Genomic DNA, 21,978 nt, shown 5'->3' with positions numbered 1-21,978 from the left:
TGCGGCCTCACACGCGGATGCGGATGGTCAGGCGCAGCCACAGCACGCCGACGATGATCATGCCCAGCCCGTACCACAGCAGCCGCTCGCCGCTCGGATCGGTCCACAGCATGCTGACGTAATGCGGGCTGCTGACCGTCATCACGCCCATCACGCCAAATGGCAGCAGGCCCAGGATCCAGGCCGACATGCGGCCTTCGGCGGACAGCACCCGTACCTGGGCCACGAGTTTGAGCCGGGCGCGGATGATGCCGCTGATATTGCCGAGGATTTCGGCCAGGTTGCCGCCCGAGTCGCGCTGGATCAGCACCGCGATCACGAGGTAGCGCAGGTCGGTCAGCGGAATGCGCGCGGCCAGACCGTGCAGCGCTTCGTTCATCGGGACGCCGTAATTGATCTCTTCGCGCGCGATGCGAAATTCGCCGGCCAGCGGCTCGGGCAGTTCATTGCCGACGATCTGCAGCACATTGATGAACGAGTGCCCGGCGCGCAGCGCGCGCGCAATGAAGTCCGCCGCCTCCGGCAACTGGTGCTCGATGCGGATCAGGCGCCGCCTGCGCATCCGGTGCAGCAGCCACCAGGGCAGGCCCGGGCTGGCCACGCACAGCACCAGGCGCGCCGGCAGTGGCAGCGACCAGACGGCGCACGCCACCAGGACCGTGATCACGCAGCCGAAGGTCGCGGCAATGAAGTGGCTGACGGTCCAGGTGGCCCCGGCCTGCACCAGCAACGCATCGATGCGCTGGGCCAGGACGGCGCGGTGCAGCAAGCGGTCCAGCGCAGGCTGGCGGCTGTACGGGCGCTGCTTGAGGATCGAGATGCGCTCGCCCGAGCGGCTCTGCGCACCGCCGGACATGACTTGCAGGCGGCGTGCAATGCGGCGCGCCGCCGCGCCGCGGGTACTCATCCACCACAGGTAAAAACCTTCGACGGCCAGGATGACGGCGGCGAACAGCACCACGACGAACGCATAGAACAGGGTGTCCATGAGCGATCCTTCAGTCAAACACGCGGTCGGGATCGAACGCGTCGTCCGGTACCGGCACCCCGAACAGCCTGAGGCGATCGGCAAAGCGCGGCCGGACACCGGTGGCGCTGAAGTGGCCAAGCACCCTGCCCTGCGGGTCGACGCCGCGCTGTTCGAAGCGAAAGATCTCCTGCATCGAGATGATTTCGCCTTCCATGCCGGTGATCTCCTGCATGCTCACCAGCTTGCGCGTGCCGTCGGTCAGGCGCGAGACCTGCAGTACCACCGTCACCGCCGAAACGATCTGCTGGCGGATCGCGCGCGGCGTCAGGTTCACGGCGGCCATGCTGACCATGTTTTCCAGGCGCGAGAGCGCATCGCGCGGCGTGTTCGAGTGGATCGTGGCAAGCGAGCCTTCATGCCCCGTGTTCATCGCCTGCAGCATGTCGAGCGCCTCGGCGCCGCGCACTTCGCCCAGGATGATGCGGTCGGGTCGCATGCGCAGCGCGTTGCGCACCAGCGCGCGCTGCGTGACTTCGCCCTTGTCCTCGATGTTCGGCGGGCGCGTTTCCAGGCGCACCACGTGCGGCTGGCGCAGTTGCAGCTCGGCCGCATCCTCGATCGTCACGACGCGCTCGCTGGCCGGGATGAAGCCCGAGATCAGATTGAGCAAGGTGGTCTTGCCGCTGCCGGTGCCGCCCGAGATCAGGATGTTGACCTTGGCCGTGCCCAGGCCATCGATCACCTGGATTATCGGCGGGGATACGCTTTTGTAGTCGAGCAGGTTCTGCACCGTCAGCGGACTGCCGCCGAAGCGGCGGATCGACAGGATCGGCCCGTCCACGGCCAGCGGCGGGATGATGGCATTCACGCGCGAGCCGTCCGGCAGGCGCGCGTCGACCATCGGGCTCGATTCGTCGACCCGGCGCCCCACGCGCGAGACGATCTTTTCGATGATCTTCATCAGGTGGGCGTTGTCGTGGAAGGTAACATCGGTCAGTTCGAGCTTGCCGTAGCGTTCGACCCAGACCTTGCTCGCGGTGTTGACCAGGATGTCCGAGATCGTCGGATCGGCCAGCAGCGGCTCGAGCGGGCCGAAGCCGAGCATCTCGTGCTGGATGTCGAGCACCAGGTGGTGGCGCTCGTGCTGGTTCAGCACGATGCGTTCGTCTTCGATGATGCGCTGGACCAGCAGCGCCAGCTCGTGCTTGAACTGTTCGGGGGTCAGGCGTTTCAGGCGCTCCAGATCGATCCGGTCGAGGATCATCTGGTGCATCAGCTTCTTGAGCTCCTGGTAGGCCTGGTTGGGCGCGTCGTGCGATTCGGCACCGGTCGGGCGCTCGGGATCGGGCAGCGCAAGGCGTTCGCGAAGGGACATCGATGTCTCCGGTGCGTGGTTCAAGCGTGAGGAACGGGTCAGTCGTCGTGGTCCTGGCGCCCGAACAGGCGCCCCAGCAGGCCGCGGCTTTCGTGGACCCGCTGCGCGGTCACCAGTTCGACCAGGTCGGCCAGGCTGCGCGCGGCAGCGCTCGAGCGCGACAGCTGCAGCACCGGCACGCCCTGGTTCACCGAATCGGTGACCGCGATGTAGTCGTTGGGGAAGGTGTGGACCACTTCGCAGCCCAGCGCCGCATGCAGGTCCTGCAGGCGCAGCTTGCCGCCCTTTTCGTAGCGGTTGACGATCAGGCGGATGTTGTCCAGCACATAGCCGAGCGAGCGGAAGATGTCGAGCAGGCGGCGCGCATCGCGGATGTCGGGCAGCGCCAGTTGCAGCAAGGGATAGATGGTGTCGGTCACGTCCAGCGCGCGCAGCGACACCGCATCGATCTGGCGCCCGACGTCGAGCAGCACGTAATCGTAGTGCTGGCGCGCCACGCGCAGGATGGTGTCGATGTGTTCGGGCTTGGCCTGCCGCTCGTGGACCGGATCGTCGGCCGCCGCCAGCACGCCGAAGCCGGGCGTGACGTGCACCAGGCACGATTCGAGAAACGGCCCGTCGATACGCGTGATCTGGGCGCACACGTCCGACATCGTCATGGCCGGCTTCTGGTCCGACACATACAGCGCGGCGTCGCCAAACTGGCCGTGCAGGTCGATCAGCAAGACCTTCTTGCCCGCCAGCGTGGCCAGCGCGTAGCCGAAATTGGTCGAGATGAAGGTAGCCCCGCTGCCGCCCTTGCAGGCGATGAAGGCCAGCACCTTCCCGTCGCACATGGTCGACATGCCGGCGGCGCTCGCGATCCGGTCCATCGCCTCATGGAAGGCGCGGTGCACCAGCGGCAGTTGCAGCAGCTCGCGCACGCCGGCGCGCATCGCGGTGATCAACAGGTCGGGCTGGTGCTGGGTGGTCAGCAGCATCAGTTGCGCCGTCGGATACTGGCGGCCCAGGCGTTCGAGCAGGTTGGCTTCGGATGGCTCGAGGTTGCTGGCATCGACGATCACGAGTTGCGGCGCATCCGGGTCGGGCCGGTCGAGCGCTTCGCGCAGGCCGGCGCGGGTTGCGGCCACCTGCATGGGCGGCACGCGCGCGGCGCCCTGGGAAGCCAGTTCCGCATACAGGTGGCTGTCGCAGCTGATCAGGAGCGCTCTCATGAAATCCTCGATAAGGGTGTAGCCGCGCGCTCAGTGCGAACGAATCATCGGCACCGGCTGGCCGGTGTCCGGTTGTGCGAACGAGCGCTCGTAGTTGTCGATGGCGGCGCGCGCTGCCGGTCCGCTGAGCCCTGCCGCGGGGTGGCGGATGCTGCCTGCCGCCGGGTCGATCGTCTGCGCGGCCAGGTTGGCGCGGGTGGCCGTACCGAACTGGCTGTCCCAGTGCGGCGTGCCCGAGACGCAGCCTTGCGCGCCGCAGGCAAAGAGCGTCAGCGCCACGCAGCGTGTGAAGATGGATGCCATGCTGCTCTCCTGGTTCAGTTCTCGGGGCCGCCGGCGCCCGGCGCCGGTGCGGATGCAATGGGTGTAGTGCCAACGGCAGGCGCGCCTTCCAGCCGCCCGCCGAGCAGCACACCGGCGCGCGACGGCACGTCGAAGCGGTCGGTCGGCAGGCTCAGGCTGCCGGCCGGCAGCGGCCTGACCAGGCGCGCCGTGATCACGAACACGAGTTCGGTGCGCTCCTGCTGGAAGTCCGTGCTGCGAAACAGCGCGCCCAGCACCGGCACGTCGCCCAGTCCCGGCAAGCCTTTCATGTTGGCGACCAGGTTGTTGCGTACCAGGCCACCGATGGCGAAGCTCTGGCCGTCGTGCAGCTGCACCGTGGTGCTGGCGCGGCGCGTCGTCAAGAGCGGCATGATCGCGGTGCCGGCAACACCGGCGGCGCTGATGCCGATCCCTTCGCGCGACAGCTCCGAGACTTCGGGCGCGACCTTCAGGTTGATGAGTCCCCCGCCCAGCACGGTCGGCGTAAATCGCAGGCCGACCCCGAATTCCCGTTCTTCCAGCGTCACCTTGTTGTTGTCCTGCGCCACCGGGATGAAGAATTTGCCGCCGGCGAGGAACGCGCCTTCCTGGCCGCTGAGGGCCAGCAGGTTCGGCTCGGCCAGGATGCGCACCAGGCCATCGAGCTTGTCGGCATCGATGCCGAAGCGGTTGCCATTGGTTTTCAGGCCGGCCAGGCCACCGCGCGCCAGGCCGCTGAGAAAATCGCTGGCCAGCGTGGTGGTCCAGCTGCCGGATCCAAAACTGAAGCGGATCCCGGTCTCGAGCCGTTCGAGCAGCGTGCGCGCGACTTCGGCCACCTTGACCTCGAGCTGCACCTGCTGGGGCGCGCTGACCACCAACAGGTTGACCACGCGGGCGCTGGGGCCACCGGCGCCGGCCGCCGCACCGCCGCCGGTGCCCTTGTCGACCAGGATCACGCCGTCAGTCGCATTGTCCTTGTCGGGCGCCGGCAATGGGCGCAGCGGGCGGCGCACATAGGCGCCCGCCAGTTCCACGGCGCGGTTGACCGCGCTGGCGTCGCTGACGGTGCCGGTCAGCACCAGCGTGTCATTGGCGGCCAGCACCCGGATCTGCTTTTCGTCCGGCATGGCCGCGCCCAGCATCGCTTGCAGGCCGCCCGGGTCCATCGCGACCGTGATGTCGATCACGCTGCACAAGCCGCTGCGGCCCTGCACGATCATGTTGGTGGTGCCGACATCGACGCCGGCGATATACAGCGTGTCCGGCGCGACCAGCATCGCCTGCACCACGGCCGGGTTGCCGACGCTGCGCCGGCGCACCGCTTCGGGCAGGCGCAGCATGGTCGACTTGCCCATCTGGAGCGCCATGACGGCGGGCCGCGCCGCCTCGCCCTGGCAACCGGCGTCCAGGCGCAGCTCTGGCCGCACTGCCGTGCCGGGCACTGCGGTTTTCCGGACGGCCGGGTCTGGGGCCGCCAGCGCCAGCGCGCTCACACCTGTCAGCATGGCCGCGAGGCAGGCGCGCAGTGCGATCGGGGGATGTCGTTGCATGATCGGTCCAATCGAAGACATCAGAAGCACTCCTGCGATGCGTGCAGGCCGTTGATGACGCTGATGCAGTCCCGGCGCGGTGCCGGCAGCGGTGCCCGCACCTGCTGCAAGCGTGGCCGTGGTGGCAGCGCTGCGCGCAGCACGACCGGTGCTGCGGGCGGCGCCGGCAGCAGGTTCTCTTTGGTGGCGCCGGTGGTGGCAGTGGCGGCCGGATCGATCTGGTTGCGCAGCGCCAGCGACAGCGCACCGACGCTGCGCGCCAGATCGAGCTTTTCGGCCTGTTCGGGTGTCACTTCGAGCGTGACGGCATTGACGACCTTGGGCTTGGTCTCGTCGCGCCCCACTTCCTGGGCCACCGCCAGCACCAGGATGCGCTCGAGGACAATCTTCGAGATGCTGTGTGCACGGGCCTGCGGGGCGTTCGGATCGGGCACCGTCTCGGTACTGACGATGATGTCGACATAGTTGCCTGGCAGGGCGAAGCCGGCCACGCCGATCACGTCATTGACGCGCACCGTGATCGCGCGCTTGCCTTCGGCGATCAGGGCCGACAGGCCACCGAGCGTGCCGGCCGGTGCCAGCTTGGCTTCGCTCACCGGCTCGCCGGCGAGCAGGCTGCTGCGCAACACCCGCCCGTTCAGCGCTTTGGGATCGGTGAACGCCCCCTTGGGCACGCTGGCGGTGGGCCAGTCCACCACGGCAAACAGCACCGGATTGAGACGCTGGCCGATGTCGATGTCGCTGCTCGCGACGACGATCCTGCCGGCCGTGGTGACCGGCGCATTGAGCAGCCAGCGCGCGGCCAGCGCCACGGCCAGCAGGCCAAGCAGCACGGCCAGCGCCATCATGATCATCGCTCGTTGATTTTTCATGCTGCGTCCCCTTCGCCGAACAGGCTGCACCAGGCGCGGGTCAGGCCGTCGATGTCGCAGCGCGGCGCCTGACCGGTATAGCCGGCGAAGTCGGCGATCCGGCCCAGCAGCTCGTGCGGACAGGCGACCAGCAGCGGGCGCCCGGTGCGGCGGTGCAGGTGCTCGATCAGGAAGGTGATCGCGCTGTCGTCGAGATCGATCCGGCGCAGCCGCGCCTGGCGCCGCAGCAGTGCACGATAGCTGTGCTCCGACAGCGGGCCGACCGGGATCCGGTAGCCGATGCGGCGCAGGCAGGCGTCGTCGAGCACCGACTCGGGCGCCAGGCTGGTGGCCAGCACCAGGCTGACATCGAACGGCAAGGCATGCGTGGCGCCGCCCGGTACCGTGACGTGGTCCTGACCCGCTTCCAGTGCGCCGAGCCAGCGGTGCAGCAGTTCGCCCGGCGGTACGCGCTGGCACCCCAGATCGTCCACCACCAGCAAGCCGTTGTTGGCCAGGATGTGGGGCGGCGCGCGCAGCACGCCGCTCCCCAGGTCGCTGCGCAGCTCGAGCATGTCGCGCGCCAGCTCGGGGCCCACATGCACCAGCGGACGCTGGCTCAGCGCCCAGCGTGCGTCGCCGCTGCGGCGCTCTTCCAGCGCGCGCGCGTGCAGCGGAACGGGATGCAGCGCCGGGTCGTGCAGCCCGATGATTTCGTGGTTCACCAGCACCGCATACGGCACCGCGATCGGGTCCTGGCGCAGGCGTGCCAGCTTGCGCGCCAGCGTCGTCTTGCCGCTGCCGGACGGACCGTACAGCAGCAGCGGGCGGCCCGAGTACAGGGCTGCGCCGATCTGCTCGCGAATGGCCGGCGCCAGGGGATCACCGTCGAGCACGGCGTCGAGCTCGGTGCGCGTGACGCGCGCTGCATCCGGCTGGCGCTGCGACTGGCGCGTGACCACGGCGCGCCATGCTGCCAGCGTCACCGGCGCGGGGCCGACATAGCGCGATTCGGCCAGGTGTTCGGCCGCCGCGCGCTGGCCCGGAGCCGTCAGCTGATAATGCACATCAAGGTCGCTGTCGCCCGAATACGCCACCTCGGCCTGCTGCGCGCCCACCAGGGCCTGCAGCACCTCGCGCAGCACGCTGACCGACAGGCGCAAGCGCCCGGTCAGCCTGGACAAGGGCGTCTTGCCGTCGGCATGCAGGGTCTTGATCACGAGCGCCGTCACCAGGCGCGCGTCGAGTCCCGTATCGCGCACCGTGCGCGGCTGGCGCGGCAGCACCGCGGCCGGATTGCCATCCGCGTCCAGCACTGGCGCAGACAGGGACAGCGACGCATCCGTTCCTGCCTGTCCGGCGGCCGATAACACTCCGATCATGACGCCTCCTGCTGCTGATGTTGGTTCTAGGAAAACCTCAATTGATTCTAACGAGCATCTATTTACGGCACTTGATGCCTGACAAGAGCGCACCCGGCGCTCACGCCAGGTGCGGCGAACCGTAACGGCCGACCAGATGCACGATCGTCCCGGCTGCGATGGCCAGGCCATACGGAATCGATCCGGCGCTGGGCCGGCCACCCTGGTCCGCAGATGGCAAACACTGCAGGCGCAGCAGGATGGGCAGCAACATGCCCCACAGATTGGCCAGGGCCAGGCGCAGGCGCCCTTTGACGATCAGAAACACAAGCACCATCACGCCGCCTGCGCACCAGGCCAGGACCGCGATGCGCAACGCGTCACCAGCGCCGGTGAAGACGCCGACGGCGGCCATCATCTTGACGTCGCCGGCGGCCATGCCGCGCAGAAGATAGAACGGGAGCAGCACGGCCAGCCCGGTCGCGCAGCCACCCAGTGCACCCAGCAGCGCCGTCACCGGCCGGGGCGACAGCAGATGCAGCAACAGCCCGCCCAGCACACCAGCGAGCAACAGTAAATTGGGAATGCGCCGACTTTCCAGGTCCTTGATCGCGGCTGCCGTAACGAGCAGCAGCAGCAGCGTGTCGAGGTAGGGTGTGATATCCATGACGGGCTCCGGAAAAAAAAATGCCCCCCAGGGGCAGACTGCACACCGGGGGGGCACGGGGATTACGGCGCAGTCGGGGCAGCGTCCTGCAGCTTGTCCCGGATGTACTCGAACGTTTCCTTGATACCAGTGCCGACCTCGCCAGCCACGGTGGCCATTGCGACGCCGATGAGTGCAGCGATCAGGCCATACTCGATGGCAGTCACACCGTTTTCATCTGCGATGAAGGCTTTGATGGCGGAGGTAATCGTGCTCATGACAAAACTCCTTGTAGTGGTTGATAAAGTACTGGCTGCGACCGGGCCCGGTCGCCGCTGCTGTCGAACTTTGTGCCAGTGAATTGACTATAAGTATTAGTGCCATGCGGCAATTTGACGGCGCACAGTTTTCCGTGTGGAAATGTTTTTGCTTGAGGAAACGTAAGGTCGATCTGCCAGTGCGCGATGACCCGATAAAGCAGGGTAAAAATCACCGAGAATAGTTGCCGCTAGTACAAAAAAGCATTATGCTGCTTTGCTTGGCCGCTGGAAAAAGCGGCATCTCCGGCCCGGTTGCGCGTCATGCCACGCCACATGCAGGGTCTTCTTTTTTCGCGCTTGCCTGGCCTGATAACGACGACATGGATTCCCTGCTGCGACACATGGTGGACATGACTGGCCACCGCGATCACACCATGCTGGACATCTCCGTGGTGTCGGCGGTCCAGGAATTGTCGGGCGCGAGCCAGACCCGCGTGCTGGGTATTGCCAGCGTCGGCGGCCAGCAGTTCGTGCGCTCGCGCGCCTGCATCCAGGCCGGCGGCGTCGCCTGTCCGGAAGAGCCACAAGACAGCGGCCCGGGCGAGCCGATTGCCACCTATCCCGAACTCGACGCCTGCCTGCGCCAGCATGCCACGCGCGCCGAGGGCATCGGCGCCGACGGCTTGCGCCGCCTGTGGCTGCCGATCTGGTTCGGCGATCGTGCCGATACCTGCCTCGAGATCGCTCACGACAATCCGTTCACGCCGGAAGCGCTGTACATGGTCAGCGGCATCGTCAGCGTGTACCGCAATTTCCAGAATCTGCTTGACTACAGCGAACGCGATTCGCTCACCGGCCTGCTCAACCGCAAGACCTTCGACGACCAGCTGGCGCGCATGCTGCATGCCACGGACGTCGAACCGGCCGTGCCGGGCCTGGCCGAGCGGCGCGCGCACCACGGGGCGGAACAGCAGTGGCTGGCCGTGGTCGACGTCGACCACTTCAAGACCGTCAATGATCGCTTTGGCCACCTGTACGGCGACGAGGTCCTGATCCTGATCGCCAACCTGCTGCAGTCGTCATTCCGAACGCAGGACCGGGTGTTCCGCTTTGGCGGCGAAGAGTTCGTGGTGCTGCTGCGTTCCACCACGCTCGACAACGCGCGCCGCATCATCGAGCGCTTTCGTCTCGATGTCGAAAGCCACCACTTCCCGCAAGTGGGGCAAGTCACTGTCAGCGTCGGCTTTACCAGCGTCAGCGCGGCCGATTCGCCGGTGGTCACGCTGGGCCACGCCGACCAGGCGCTGTATTTCGCCAAGGCCCACGGCCGCAACCGCGTCTGCCACTACGAAGCGCTGGTCGAGGGCGGCCTGCTGCAGACCGTCACGACCAACGACACCGCCGAGTTCTTCTGAGCGCGGCGTGCGCGTTCAGGCCACCTGCATGAACCGCAGCGGTTCGACCTGCCACTTCTCGGCCGACTCGTGACGCACGATGCGGTCGCCGCCACCAAAGCCCACCGGCCGTGACAGATCGACGGTCTCGGGCTTGATGTAACGCTGCTGCCTGGTGTGGAAGAACACGTTGACCTTTGGCGTCAGCAGGCTCGTTTCGTGCGGCTCGACCACCACGCCCAGCCGGCCTGATTCGAGCAGCACCAGCGTGCCGACCGGGTAGATGCCGACGCAGCGCATGAATTCCTGGACCAGGGCCGGATCGAAGTGGAACTTGCTCCACTCGTACAGCTTGCGCAGCGCTTCGGCCGCCGGCATGCCCTTGTGATAGCAACGCTCGGACGTGATCGCGTCGTACACGTCGACGATTGCCGCCATCTGCGCCAGTTCGCTGATCGCGCCGCCGGCCTGGGCGTCCGGATAGCCGCTGCCGTCGCGCCGCTCATGATGGTGCAGCGTGATGTCCAGCGGGATGGCGCCGATGCCAGGCGTGCGCAGCAGGATGTCGTGGCCATCGCGCGGATGGCGCTTGATGATGGCAAATTCGTCGTCGGTCAGGCGCCCCACTTTGTTCAGGATTGCATCCGGTACCAGCGCCTTGCCGGTGTCGTGCAGCAGGCCGCCGATGCCGGCCTGGTAGATGTGCTCATCGTCCAGGTTGCGCGAGCGGCAGAACGCCACCAGCAGCGTGCACACGCTCACCGAATGCAGGAACGTGTAATCGTCCTTGTTCTTGATCTGCAGCAGGCCGAGCAAGGCGCCCGCGTTGCGCAGGATCGATTCGGTGATGTTCTGCACGACCGCGCCAACCGCGTCGAGTTCGACGGCCTTGCCCAGGCGCGCGTCCTGCATCACCGTGCGCACCAGGCCCACCGCCTCGCGCCGCACCGTGGCGGCGCGCTGCAGTTCTTCTCCCACCGAGACCCGCACCCGGCTGGTCGCCGTGGTGGCCAGCGCCGTCACTTCGGCTTCGGTGGCCGCCTGCGCCTGGGCCAGGGTCGGCGCATCCACGTCCATGCCGCGGCTGCAGTCGATCACGACGCCATGGATGCGCGCATCACGGATTTTCTGGATTTCACTCTCGCAAGACAGCAGGAACTGACTGCGCACGAACGGGTGTTCCATCCAGCCACAATCGAGATCGTGGATGAACATGCCGACCCGGAGTTGTGAAGCATCGACTTTTTTCAACATCTGCTGCCTCTTTCGATTACAAGATGCCGGCGCTGCGCGCCGTTATGCCAGCAGTATAACCAAGAGATTTCTTTTAATCACCTATTGTTGCTTTGTAGGCACGGGACACACAGCGGGACACGGCGTCTTGCGCTTGACGTTAACGTTAACGTCAGATACCGTACCAGCACCCCTCGTCCTCACGCCTTCAAGGACTGCAACCATGAACGATACGACCGCTGCCGCCACACTGGCTGCCCCCGCCAACCTGCAACTGGCCAACAAGGTGCGCTTCGTCACCGCCGCTTCGCTGTTCGATGGCCACGACGCCTCGATCAACATCATGCGCCGCATCCTGCAATCGAACGGGGCCGAGGTGATCCACCTTGGCCACAACCGCTCGGTCGACGATGTCGTCACGGCGGCACTGGCCGAGGACGCGCAGGGCATCGCCATCTCGAGCTACCAGGGTGGCCACGTCGAGTATTTCAAGTACATGATCGACCTGCTGCGCGAGCGCGGCGGCGCGCACATCAAGGTGTTCGGCGGCGGCGGCGGCGTGATCGTTGCGCACGAGATCGACGAACTGCACGCGTACGGCGTCACCCGCATCTTCAGCCCGGAAGACGGCCAGCGCATGGGCCTGGTGGGCATGATCCACGCGATGCTGCAAGCCTGCGACGTCGACCTCTCGCCGTATGCCCCCACCACGCTGGCAGCGCTGCAGCAGGGCGAGCTGGCCGCGCGCCACCGCCCGCTGGCGCAGCTGATCACGGCCCTGGAAAACGACAAGGTCGACGCCACGCTGCGCGCACAGATCCTCGAACACGCCGCAACGCTGCGCGTGCCGACGCTGGGCATCACCGGCACCGGCGGCGCCGGCAAGTCGTCGCTGACCGATGAACTGATCCGCCGCATCCGCCTCGACCAGGGCGACCACCTGAACATCGCCGTGATCTCGATCGACCCGTCACGCCGCAAGTCCGGCGGCGCGCTGCTGGGCGACCGCATCCGCATGAACGCGATCAGTCCGTGGAACGGGCAGACGCGCGTGTTCATGCGCTCGCTGGCCACGCGTGACGCCGGTTCGGAAATCTCGCAGGCGCTGCCCGACGTGATCGCCGCCTGCAAGGTGACCGGGTTCGACCTCGTGATCGTCGAGACGTCCGGCATCGGCCAGGGCGACGCCGCCATCGTGCCGCACGTCGACACGTCGATGTACGTGATGACGCCGGAATTCGGCGCCGCCTCGCAGCTCGAAAAAATCGACATGCTCGATTTCGCCGACTTCATCGCCATCAACAAGTTCGACCGCAAGGGCGCGCTCGACGCGCTGCGCGACGTGGCCAAGCAGTACCAGCGCAACCGCGAACTGTGGAGCCAGAGCCCGGACCAGATGCCGGTGTTCGGCACCCAGGCCTCGCGCTTCAACGACGATGGCGTGACGGCGCTGTACCACGGCCTGCTGCCAAGGCTGGCGGCGCTCGGCCTGCCGATCGATGCAGGCAGCCTGCCCGCGCCGGCGCTGCGCTACTCAAGCGGCAAGAACGTGATCGTGCCACCGGCACGCAGCCGCTACCTGGCTGAAATCGCCGACACCGTGCGCGGCTATCACCGCCACGTGGCGCGCCAGGTCAAGCTCGCGCGCGAGCGCCAGCAACTGGGCGAATCCAAGCGCATGCTGCTGGCCGCCGGCCAGGGCGCTGCCACGGCTGACGCGCTCAACGGCCTGATGGCCGAACGCGACAACGCGATGGATGGCGAAGCGAAGAACCTCGTCGCGGCCTGGCCCGCGCTGCAGGCCGCGTACGCAGGTGACGATTACGTCACGCACGTGCGCGACAAGGAAATCCGCACACGCCTCGTGACCAAAACCCTGTCGGGCAACCCGATCCGCAAGGTCGCGCTGCCGCGCTTTGAAGACCACGGCGAAATCCTGCGCTTTTTGATGCTCGAGAATGTGCCGGGCGCGTTCCCCTACACGGCCGGCGTGTTCCCGTTCAAGCGCGAAGGCGAAGACCCGACCCGCATGTTCGCCGGCGAAGGCGACGCCTTCCGCACCAACAAACGCTTCAAGCTCGTCTCGACCGGGATGGACGCCAAGCGCCTGTCGACCGCGTTCGATTCGGTCACGCTGTACGGCGCCGATCCGGCGCTGCGGCCCGATATCTACGGCAAAGTGGGCAACTCGGGCGTGTCGATCGCCACGCTGGACGACATGAAGGTGCTGTACGACGGCTTCGACCTGTGCAGCCCGTCGACGTCGGTATCGATGACGATCAACGGCCCCGCGCCGACCATCCTGGCGATGTTCATGAATACGGCGATCGACCAGCAGATCGACAAGTTCGCACACGACAACGGCCGCCAGCCCACGCCGGACGAACGCGAAAAAATCCGCGCCTGGGTCCTCACCAGCGTGCGCGGCACGGTGCAGGCCGACATCCTGAAGGAAGACCAGGGCCAGAACACCTGCATCTTCTCGACCGAGTTTTCGCTGAAGGTCATGGGCGACATCCAGGAATACTTCGTGCGCCACGGCGTGCGCAATTTCTACTCGGTGTCGATCTCCGGTTATCACATCGCCGAAGCAGGCGCCAATCCGATCTCGCAACTGGCGTTCACGCTGTCGAACGGCTTCACGTTCGTCGAAGCCTACCTGGCGCGCGGCATGCACATCGACGACTTCGCGCCCAACCTGTCGTTCTTCTTTTCGAACGGCATGGACCCGGAATACACGGTGCTCGGACGCGTCGCACGCCGCCTGTGGGCCGTGGCCATGCGCGAGCGCTACGGCGCCAACGACCGCTCGCAAAAGCTCAAGTACCACATCCAGACGTCGGGCCGTTCGCTGCACGCGCAAGAGATCGACTTCAACGACATCCGCACCACGCTGCAGGCGCTGATCGCGATCTACGACAACTGCAACTCGCTGCACACCAATGCCTACGACGAAGCGATCACCACGCCGACCGACGAATCGGTACGCCGTGCGCTGGCCATCCAGCTGATCATCAACCGCGAGTGGGGCCTGGCCAAGAACGAGAACCCGAACCAGGGCGCGTTCATCATGGACGAACTGACCGACCTGGTCGAAGAGCAGGTGCTGCAGGAATTCGAGCGCATTGCCGAACGCGGCGGTGTGCTGGGCGCGATGGAAACCGGCTACCAGCGCGGCAAGATCCAGGAAGAGTCGATGCTGTACGAGCACCAGAAGCACGACGGCACGCTGCCGATCATCGGCGTCAATACCTTCCGCAACCCGAAAGGCTCGGGCGCGCCCGCGACCATCGAACTGGCCCGCTCGACCGACGACGAAAAGCAGTCGCAGCTGCAGCGCCTGGAGGCCTTCCACACGCGCCACGCCGATGCTGCGCCGGCCGCGCTGGCCGCGCTGCGCCAGGCCGCCATCGACAACCAGAACGTGTTTACGCACCTGATGGACGCCGTGCGCGTGTGCTCGCTGGGGCAGATCACGACGGCGCTGTTCGAAGTGGGTGGGCAGTACCGGCGCAATATGTAGAGGCTGGGATTATCTCGACCAAAAATATCCTTCAATCAAAGGTTGATACATTTTAGAAAAATGTGCAATATGGAATTTTCAGTTTTCATTCATTGCTGCATTAATTGTTAGCCCCAGATTGAAGGAGTACTCCTGTGGACCTGATCGACCAGCTCAATGCACTTGCTTCGCGAATTCGTACCACCAAAGATCTCATACAGACTGAAGAAGCCACCAAGAATGCTATGGTCATGCCATTCATTCAAATTCTGGGCTACAACGTATTTGACCCCACCGAAGTAACGCCGGAATTGATTGCAGACATTGGAACCAAGAAAGGAGAAAAGGTCGATTATGCGATTCTTCGCGATGGCAAACCGATCATGCTGTTCGAATGCAAGAAATCCGGTGGCGATCTCCATATCAACCACGCTGGCCAGCTATTCCGCTATTTTCACGTCACGGCATCCAGATTCGGGGTGTTAACGAATGGCTTGAAATACAGGTTCTTTACGGACCTTGAGCAGCCTAACAAGATGGATAACACGCCGTTCTTCGAGTTCGATATCCTCGACTTCAAAGAACGCGATGTCGAAGAGCTCAAGAAGTTCGCGAAGGCAAGCTTTGACGTCGACACCATTCTCAACACTGCCAGCGATCTGAAATACACGCGTGCAATCCAGGAACGCTTGAACGAATGGGTCATCAACCCGCCCGATGAATTCGTCCGTCTGCTATCAGTAGACCTTCTCGCTGGAAGGCGTTTTACGCCAACGCTCAAGGATCAGTTCACGCAAATTACAAAGCGCGCATTCGAGCAATTATTGAGTGAAAGAATCAACGTACGGTTGAAAGGTGCCATGGCTGCCGAGTCGCCTCTCGTAGCCGAGAATACCGCGCCAATTATTCCACTGGCAGTAAATGAGCCGGAAGTTGACACTAGCCCGGAAGAGATCGAGGGCCTGCATATTGTTCGCTCGATCCTGCGCGACGTCGTCAGTCCACGCCGCATCGTCATGCGTGATAATCTGAGCTACTGCGCTATTTTACTGGATGATAATAACCGCAAGCCTGTCTGTCGCCTGCGCTTTAACAATGCCCAGAAGCTTGCTGTAGGCATTTTTGATCAGGATAAAGCCGAGGAACGCTTCTCGCTCGATGTTATCGATGATCTGTATAAGTTTGCGGATCGCCTGCGCGCTACTGTGACGATGCATCTGCCGGCCGAGGAGTAATCGGCGACAAGTCTATCATGGCGACCAATATCTCCGCATAGGGAGTTCTGCATGCCGATCCGCCCCGCACAACTGGCCGCCCTGATGCGCGAAGTCGAACAGGAAGACCCGATCGACTTCGCCGACCTCCCCTTCCCCGAAGACGAACTGCGCGACCTCGTCGCCAGTCACCTGTGCGAGATGGCGGCGGCGATGGAGAACTTCAGCCAGGAAGATCGCCTGATGACACTGCTTGCCGTCTCGGCCAAGCTGGTGCTGGAAAACCTCGTGCTGCACGTGCAGTTACTGCGGCGGCATGGCTTGCCGGTAGGCGAGCATGTCGATGCCTTGCTGCAACGTCTGCGCAAGGATCCAGGCACTGATCCGGGCTGAACTGCGCTGCGCCGGCGACCTGCCATCTTTGTAACAATTGCTCTCACTTTTTTGCTGTTACCGGCGGCTGGAATTTGCAACAATCGCATCCGTTTGTACGTTGGCGCCGCTATTCCTTCAGGTATTATTTGTTGTTGAGGAATTTCGCTATCTGGCGAAACAACGAACTCCATTGCCTGAGGAATCCCACATGTCGCGCCACGCTACCAAGCTTACCCTTACCGCCCTGCTGTCTGGCGCCATCCTGGCCGCTGGCCTGTCCGGTTGCAACCGCACCCAGTCCACCGAGACCCTGCTGGCCGAAGCCACCGAGTATCAGCAAAAAGGCGATATCAAGGCGGCGCTGATCCAGCTGAAGAATGCCGTGGCCAACAGCCCGGAAAACGGCGAAGCACGCATGGCGCTGGGTACCCTGCAATTGTCGACCGGCGACGCCGTGTCGGCTGAAAAAGAATTCGGTCGCGCCCGTTCGCTGGGCATCCCGGCAGCGCGCGTGCTGCCGCTGCTTGGCCAGGCGATGACGCAGCAAGGCAAGTTCAAGGAAGTGCTGACCGAGATCACGCCCGAAGCGGCGGCCGGCTCGGCACCACTGCTGAGCCTGCGCGCTGACGCGCTGCTAGGCACTGGCAAGCCGGATGAAGCGCAGCAGGCCTACGCGGCCGCACTGGCGGCCGATGCCAATTCGGGCGAGGCGCTGATGGGCATGGCCCGCATGGCCGCGGCCAAAGGCGACCGCGAAGCCGCAACGCGCTATGTCGAAGATGCTGTGGCCAAGGATCCGAAGAATCCCGAAACGTACATGATGCGCGGCTCGATGCTGCGCATGATGAACAAGCCGGACGAGGCCCTGGCGGCGTATGACCAGGCGCTCAAGCTCAAGCCCGATCACCGCGGCGCGCATATCGAAAAAGCGTATGTCGAGATCGCCCGCGGCAAGTTTGACGCGGCCAAGATCGAAGTCGAAGCGGCCGAAAAGAACTCGCCGGGCAGCCTGCTGGTGGTGTACACCCGCGGCCTGTACGAGTTCTCGCAAGGTAAATACTCGGCGGCGAAAGACGCGCTGGCCAAGATCCTCAAGGTCGCACCCGATCACCAGCCGAGCATCCTGCTGGCCGGTGCATCCGAGCTGAACCTGGGCGGCACCCAGCAAGCCGAACAGCATCTGCGCAAGTACCTGCAAAGTAATCCGAACAATGTCTATGCACGCAAGCTGCTGGCCCAGGCACAACTGCGCAATTCGCAGCCGGCCGATGCGGCCGAGACGCTGGCACCGGCCCTGAAGAACGCCCCGCAGGATGCACAACTGCTGGCGCTGGCAGGCGAGTCGTACATGCAGGTGCGTGACTTCGACAAGGCCAGCAGTTACCTGCAGCAGGCTGCCACGCTGGCGCCGCAAGCCGCTGCCGTGCGCACCTCGCTGGGCCTGTCGCGCCTGGCGCAGGGCGACCAGGCCCGTGGCCTGAGCGAACTCGAAATGGCGGCCACGCTCGATCCGAAGTCACTGCAGGCCACGATGGCCCTGGTGCAGACCGAAATGGGCATGAAGCGCTATGACCGGGCTGAGGCCGCCGTCGCGTCGCTCGAAAAGCAGCAGCCAGACAGCGCGCAAGTGCAGCAGCTCAAGGGCGCCGTGTACATGGTTCAGGGCAAGAATGCACCAGCGCGCGCCGCGTTTGAAAAAGCCGTGCAGCTGCAGCCGACGTTCCTGCCGGCCGTGACCAACCTCGCGCGCCTGGACATGCAGGAGAAAAAGCCGGACGCTGCCAAGGCACGCTTCACCGCCTTCCTCGAGAAGGACAAGAACAATGCCGACGCGATGGCGGCATTGGGTGAGCTGGCGCTGCTGCAGAAGAACACGGCCGAAGCCACCACCTGGTTCGAGAAAGCCAGCACCGCCAATCCGCAGGCAACTGCCCCGGCACTGAAGCTGGGCGCGCACTACCTGCGCACCGACCAGGCGCCGAAAGCGCTGGCGCTGGCCCGCAAGTTCCAGACCACGAACCCGACCGATGCCGGCGTCCTCGAACTGCTGGGCCAGTCGCAGGTCGCCACCAAGGATCTGAACGGCGCGCTCGACACCTACAGCAAGCTGGCCAACGTGCTGCCGAAATCGGCGCCGGCGCAGATTCGCCTGGCCGAAGTCCAGCGCATGCTCAAGAACGACAGTGCAGCCGCCGGCCATATCAAGCGTGCGGTCGATCTGCAGCCTGACTTCATGCCTGCGCGCCTGATGCAGGTGGACGCAGCAATGCGTGCCAAGCGCCCGGACGATGCACTGGCCGCGGCGCGCCAGGCGCAAGAGGCCGCGCCGAAAGCGCCGCTGGGCTTCGTGCTCGAGGGCGACATCCTGATGAGCCAGCAAAAGAGTGCACCAGCACTGCAGGCGTACGAGAAGGCCCTGGCGCTGGCGCCATCGTCGGAACTGACCGCCAAGGTCGTCCAGGCAATGCAAGCGGGCGGCAAGAGCAAGGAAGCACTGGCGCGTGGCGAAAAGTGGCTGGCCCAGAACCCGGCCGATGCACGCATGGCGCTGATGGTTTCCGAGATCAATATGGCGGGCAAGGATTACAAGGCAGCCATCGCGCGTCTGGAAGCCGTGCAAAAGACGGCGCCGGAAAACCCGCTGGTGCTGAACAACCTGGCCTGGGCTTACCAGCAGGTAAAGGACCCACGCGCGCTGGCAACCGCCGAGCAGGCATTCAAGGTCGCCGGCGACAATCCGGGCGTGATGGACACGCTGGGCTGGATGCTGGTGGAACAGGGCAATGTCGCACGCGGCCTGCCACTGCTGCAAAAAGCCAGTACCCAGGCGCCAAATGCCATGGAGATCCGCTATCACCTGGCACAGGCGCTGAACAAGAGTGGCGACAAGGCCGGCGCCAAGCGCGAGCTTGACAAGCTGCTGGCAGCAAACACGCCGTTCGCGCAAGCCGATGAGGCACGCGCGCTGCTCAAGACGCTGTAATGTGGCACGCCGCCGCAAGCGAACACTGCGCTTGCGGCGGCCTGATTGACCTTTGCATGCAGCATCCTGGCGGTGATTTTTATTCATCCTATCGAACGCTCGATTTATTGATGCCGAGATAAGATGTCATTACACAGATAAGGATGTTTATCGTGAACGACGATTCATACGGAATCCGGCTTACCGATACGTCGGACGGTCGAAACTCGGCCAGCATGCTGATCAACAGGATGTACGCCTGGCGCGGCTACTCCGGCGATCACCACCCGAGCAACGATCCCAACCGCATTACGCTGACCGCCACCGACAAGGGCGATGTGGTCGGCACCCTCAGCATCGGCATCGATTCCGAGGTCGGGCTGATGGCCGATGAAGTCTTCGGCGCCGAACTCGATGCCCACCGCGCCAACGGCGCGCGCCTGTGCGAGTTCACCAAATTTGCCTTCGACCCGTCGGTACGCTCGAAAACCGCGCTGGCCAACGTGTTTCACCTGGCCGTCATCTACGCCCGCGACATGCATGGCTGCACCGACATCATCATCGAGGTCAACCCGCGCCACCGCCGCTTCTACGAGCGGATGCTGGGCTTTCGCAAAGAGGGTGAGCTCAAGATCAACACACGCGTGGATGCGCCAGCCTACCTGCTGCGCGTGAACCTCAAATACGTTACCGAGCAGATCAGCATTTTTGGTGGTACCTTTGCCGCCGATGGTGAAACCGAAGAGCGCTCGTTTTACCCGTACTTCTTCTCGCCCCGCGAGGAACGCGGTATCATCAACCGCCTGCTGCGCATGGATGAGTCACATCCGGCATAAGCACCCGCATCGCCGGTACGCGCCCTGCACTTCCTGCGGCGCCGACCATCTCGTCCCTACTTTTTCGCAATGTCCCCGATGAGCAATCCGTTTCAGTACGAGCAGGCGTTTTCACGCAATATTGGCTGGGTCACGCCCGCCGAACAGCAGCAGTTGCGTGGCAAGCGCATCGCTATCGCGGGTGGCGGCGGCGTCGGCGGCGTGCACCTGCTGACGCTGGCCCGTCTGGGCGTCACGCGGTTTCACATTGCCGACTTCGACACGTTCGACATTCCCAACTTTAACCGCCAGGTCGGCGCGATGATGTCCACGGTCGGCCAGCCCAAGGCCGACGTGCTGGCGCGCATGGCGCGCGACATCAATCCCGACATCGAGATCAGGATTTTTCCCGAGGGCGTCCACAGCGACAATCTCGACGCATTCCTGGCCGGCGTCGACCTGTACGTCGACGCGCTGGACTTCTTCGCCTTCGATGCACGCCAGCAGACCTTTGCCGCCTGCGCACGCCTGGGTATCCCGGCCACCACTGCCGCGCCACTGGGCATGGGCGCTGCCCTGCTCAACTTCATGCCGGGCAAGATGACGTTCGAGGAATATTTTGGCTGGGGCGATCTGCCGGAGGAAGAGAAGGCGCTGCGCTTTGTCGTCGGCCTGGCCCCGGGCGGCCTGCACCGTCCCTATCTGATGGTGCCTGGCTCGGTCAGCTTCGCCGAACGGCGTGGCCCGTCGACCATCATGGCCTGCCAGCTGTGCGCCGGCATCATCGCCACCGAGTCGCTCAAGATCCTGCTGGGACGTGGCGACGTGCTGGCGGCGCCCTGGGGCATGCAGTTCGATGCCTACCGCAACAAGCTCAAGCGCACATGGCGGCCAGGCGGGAACCGCCATCCGATCCAGCGCCTGGCGATGGCGATCGGCCGGCGTCAGTTTGCGCGCATGGCGGCGGCCGGCCGCTGAACGACGAACGCGTCGGCAACCGGCGCCGACGCGTCGAAGGACGAAAAAAAACCACTGTCGTTACCGGCAGTGGTTTTTTTCTTGCTTGAGAACAGGACCTGCGTGGCAGGCCCGTGGTTCTTAGGCAGCTTTCTTGTTGCGGCGACGTGCTGCGTACAGACCCAGCATGCCCAGGCCCAGCAGGCCAACCGATGCTGGCTCTGGCACTTCAGCTGCGTTCGAGAACACGACATCCAGCGAACCGTTGATGGTCTGGGTACCGGTTGGGTTGAAGTTGTTCAGCTGACCCGACTGGAACGAGAAGCTGTAGAACGGGTTCGGTGCAATGAAGAAACCAGCGCCCGCAGCGGTCAGGTTGAACGTGGTGTTCGAACCAAAGCTGCCGCAGTTGATACCGTCGGCGCCGCAAGTGCTCAGGCCTGGATTGAGGGTACCCACGCCAGTCAGTGGCTCGCCCGTTGCCAGCAAGACGTCATCATCGCTGCCAGCGATAACAAAGTCACCACGGCCGTTGACTGGAGCGATGACATCCGTCGAAGAATTATTCAATGGAGCATCCAACACGAACTTCAGGTCGCCAGCTTCGCTAGGCGCGAAATTGAAAGTGGTGATGTTGCCATTGACCGACACGGTGCCGGACGCTTTATACAGAGCATAGATGCCGTAGTTGAAACCCAGACCAGTCTCAAGAGGGGTCAGTGCAGTGTTGCCGCCGTTGGTGACGAACTGGCCAGCGCGCCAGTACAGGGAAACGTTGAACGTGCCGTCATCGTTGAACGTGGCGATCTCAGTGTAGTTACCGGTGATCTTGTCGGCGCGGAAATTAGCAGTTGAACCGACTGGATCGATGGTGAATGGGTTAAACGGTGCCGCTTGAGCGGTTGCGCCAGCGAACATTGAGGCTGCTGCGATCGACGTTGCGACGATGGTTTTTTTAAAAGCGTTCATTTCGTAAATCTCCTGGGTTGTCTG

18 protein-coding genes are annotated in these 21,978 nt (G+C 64.4%); 7 read left to right on the top strand and 11 right to left on the bottom strand.

Going from position 1 to position 21,978, the window contains the following annotated elements; translation table 11 throughout:
* Nucleotides 1–7: 7 nt before the first annotated feature.
* The 9 genes from AC56LN_RS09870 to AC56LN_RS09830 form a co-directional block, all read right to left on the bottom strand.
* Complete coding sequence (locus tag AC56LN_RS09870; protein WP_499571346.1) at nt 8–988, bottom strand: type II secretion system F family protein; 981 nt, start codon at nt 986–988, stop codon at nt 8–10.
* 10 nt (nt 989–998) lie between these two features.
* Entirely contained in the window at nt 999–2,345 is a 1,347-nt protein-coding gene (locus AC56LN_RS09865; protein ID WP_499571345.1) for a TadA family conjugal transfer-associated ATPase, read from the bottom strand.
* 38 nt (nt 2,346–2,383) lie between these two features.
* Complete coding sequence (locus AC56LN_RS09860; protein WP_499571343.1) at nt 2,384–3,559, bottom strand: CpaE/TadZ family protein; 1,176 nt, start codon at nt 3,557–3,559, stop codon at nt 2,384–2,386.
* Between the two features lie 30 nt (nt 3,560–3,589).
* Nucleotides 3,590–3,862, bottom strand: a complete 273-nt coding sequence (locus AC56LN_RS09855; RefSeq protein WP_499571341.1) for a hypothetical protein — start codon at nt 3,860–3,862, stop codon at nt 3,590–3,592.
* A gap of 14 nt (nt 3,863–3,876) precedes the next feature.
* A complete protein-coding gene (locus AC56LN_RS09850) occupies nt 3,877–5,415 on the bottom strand; it encodes a type II and III secretion system protein family protein (protein ID WP_499571339.1) in 1,539 nt (512 codons plus the stop codon).
* Between the two features lie 20 nt (nt 5,416–5,435).
* The gene (gene cpaB / locus AC56LN_RS09845; protein ID WP_499571337.1) at nt 5,436–6,287 is read right to left on the bottom strand and encodes a Flp pilus assembly protein CpaB; all 852 of its coding nucleotides are present in this window, start codon (nt 6,285–6,287) and stop codon (nt 5,436–5,438) included.
* Nucleotides 6,284–7,648 carry a DUF8689 domain-containing protein gene (locus AC56LN_RS09840; RefSeq protein ID WP_499571335.1) on the bottom strand — a complete coding sequence of 455 codons (1,365 nt, stop codon included), beginning with the start codon at nt 7,646–7,648 and terminating at the stop codon, nt 6,284–6,286. Before AC56LN_RS09840 ends, cpaB begins: the two co-directional genes overlap by 4 nt.
* Before the next feature lie 100 nt (nt 7,649–7,748).
* Nucleotides 7,749–8,294, bottom strand: coding sequence for an A24 family peptidase (locus AC56LN_RS09835; RefSeq protein WP_499571333.1), 546 nt, complete (start codon nt 8,292–8,294; stop codon nt 7,749–7,751).
* Nucleotides 8,295–8,356: 62 nt separating this feature from the next.
* Nucleotides 8,357–8,551: a Flp family type IVb pilin gene (locus AC56LN_RS09830; RefSeq protein ID WP_499571331.1), complete on the bottom strand. Its 195-nt coding sequence runs from the start codon at nt 8,549–8,551 to the stop codon at nt 8,357–8,359.
* A gap of 362 nt (nt 8,552–8,913) precedes the next feature.
* Between AC56LN_RS09830 and AC56LN_RS09825 the strand changes: the two genes are divergently transcribed.
* A complete protein-coding gene (locus AC56LN_RS09825; RefSeq protein ID WP_499571329.1) occupies nt 8,914–9,948 on the top strand; it encodes a GGDEF domain-containing protein in 1,035 nt (344 codons plus the stop codon).
* Nucleotides 9,949–9,963: 15 nt separating this feature from the next.
* On the opposite strand, the gene AC56LN_RS09820 is transcribed toward AC56LN_RS09825, so the two are convergent.
* Nucleotides 9,964–11,181 (bottom strand): cyclic di-GMP phosphodiesterase, encoded by a 1,218-nt coding sequence (locus AC56LN_RS09820; protein WP_499571327.1) that lies wholly within the window; start codon nt 11,179–11,181, stop codon nt 9,964–9,966.
* A 202-nt stretch (nt 11,182–11,383) separates the two neighbouring features.
* On the opposite strand from AC56LN_RS09820, the gene icmF reads away from it, so the two are divergent.
* The 6 genes from icmF to AC56LN_RS09790 all read left to right on the top strand — a co-directional run bounded on the left by icmF (nt 11,384) and on the right by AC56LN_RS09790 (nt 21,006).
* Complete coding sequence (gene icmF, locus AC56LN_RS09815; RefSeq protein WP_499571325.1) at nt 11,384–14,683, top strand: fused isobutyryl-CoA mutase/GTPase IcmF; 3,300 nt, start codon at nt 11,384–11,386, stop codon at nt 14,681–14,683.
* A 134-nt stretch (nt 14,684–14,817) separates the two neighbouring features.
* A complete protein-coding gene (locus AC56LN_RS09810; RefSeq protein ID WP_499571324.1) occupies nt 14,818–15,897 on the top strand; it encodes a type I restriction endonuclease in 1,080 nt (359 codons plus the stop codon).
* A gap of 51 nt (nt 15,898–15,948) precedes the next feature.
* The gene (locus tag AC56LN_RS09805; protein WP_499571322.1) at nt 15,949–16,269 is read left to right on the top strand and encodes a hypothetical protein; all 321 of its coding nucleotides are present in this window, start codon (nt 15,949–15,951) and stop codon (nt 16,267–16,269) included.
* Between the two features lie 190 nt (nt 16,270–16,459).
* Nucleotides 16,460–19,234: an XrtA/PEP-CTERM system TPR-repeat protein PrsT gene (prsT, locus tag AC56LN_RS09800; protein ID WP_499571321.1), complete on the top strand. Its 2,775-nt coding sequence runs from the start codon at nt 16,460–16,462 to the stop codon at nt 19,232–19,234.
* A gap of 143 nt (nt 19,235–19,377) precedes the next feature.
* On the top strand, nt 19,378–20,049 hold the full coding sequence (locus AC56LN_RS09795; protein ID WP_499571319.1) for a GNAT family N-acetyltransferase: 672 nt from the start codon (nt 19,378–19,380) through the stop codon (nt 20,047–20,049).
* A gap of 78 nt (nt 20,050–20,127) precedes the next feature.
* Entirely contained in the window at nt 20,128–21,006 is an 879-nt protein-coding gene (locus tag AC56LN_RS09790; protein WP_499571318.1) for a ThiF family adenylyltransferase, read from the top strand.
* A gap of 120 nt (nt 21,007–21,126) precedes the next feature.
* On the opposite strand, the gene pepA is transcribed toward AC56LN_RS09790, so the two are convergent.
* Nucleotides 21,127–21,954, bottom strand: coding sequence for a flocculation-associated PEP-CTERM protein PepA (gene pepA / locus AC56LN_RS09785; RefSeq protein WP_499571316.1), 828 nt, complete (start codon nt 21,952–21,954; stop codon nt 21,127–21,129).
* Nucleotides 21,955–21,978 lie beyond the last annotated feature (24 nt).

Source organism: Telluria sp. ZT3P26, assembly GCF_059686035.1.
Note: the sequence above shows the minus strand (reverse complement) of the source record. Positions and strands in the feature narration are given on the sequence as shown.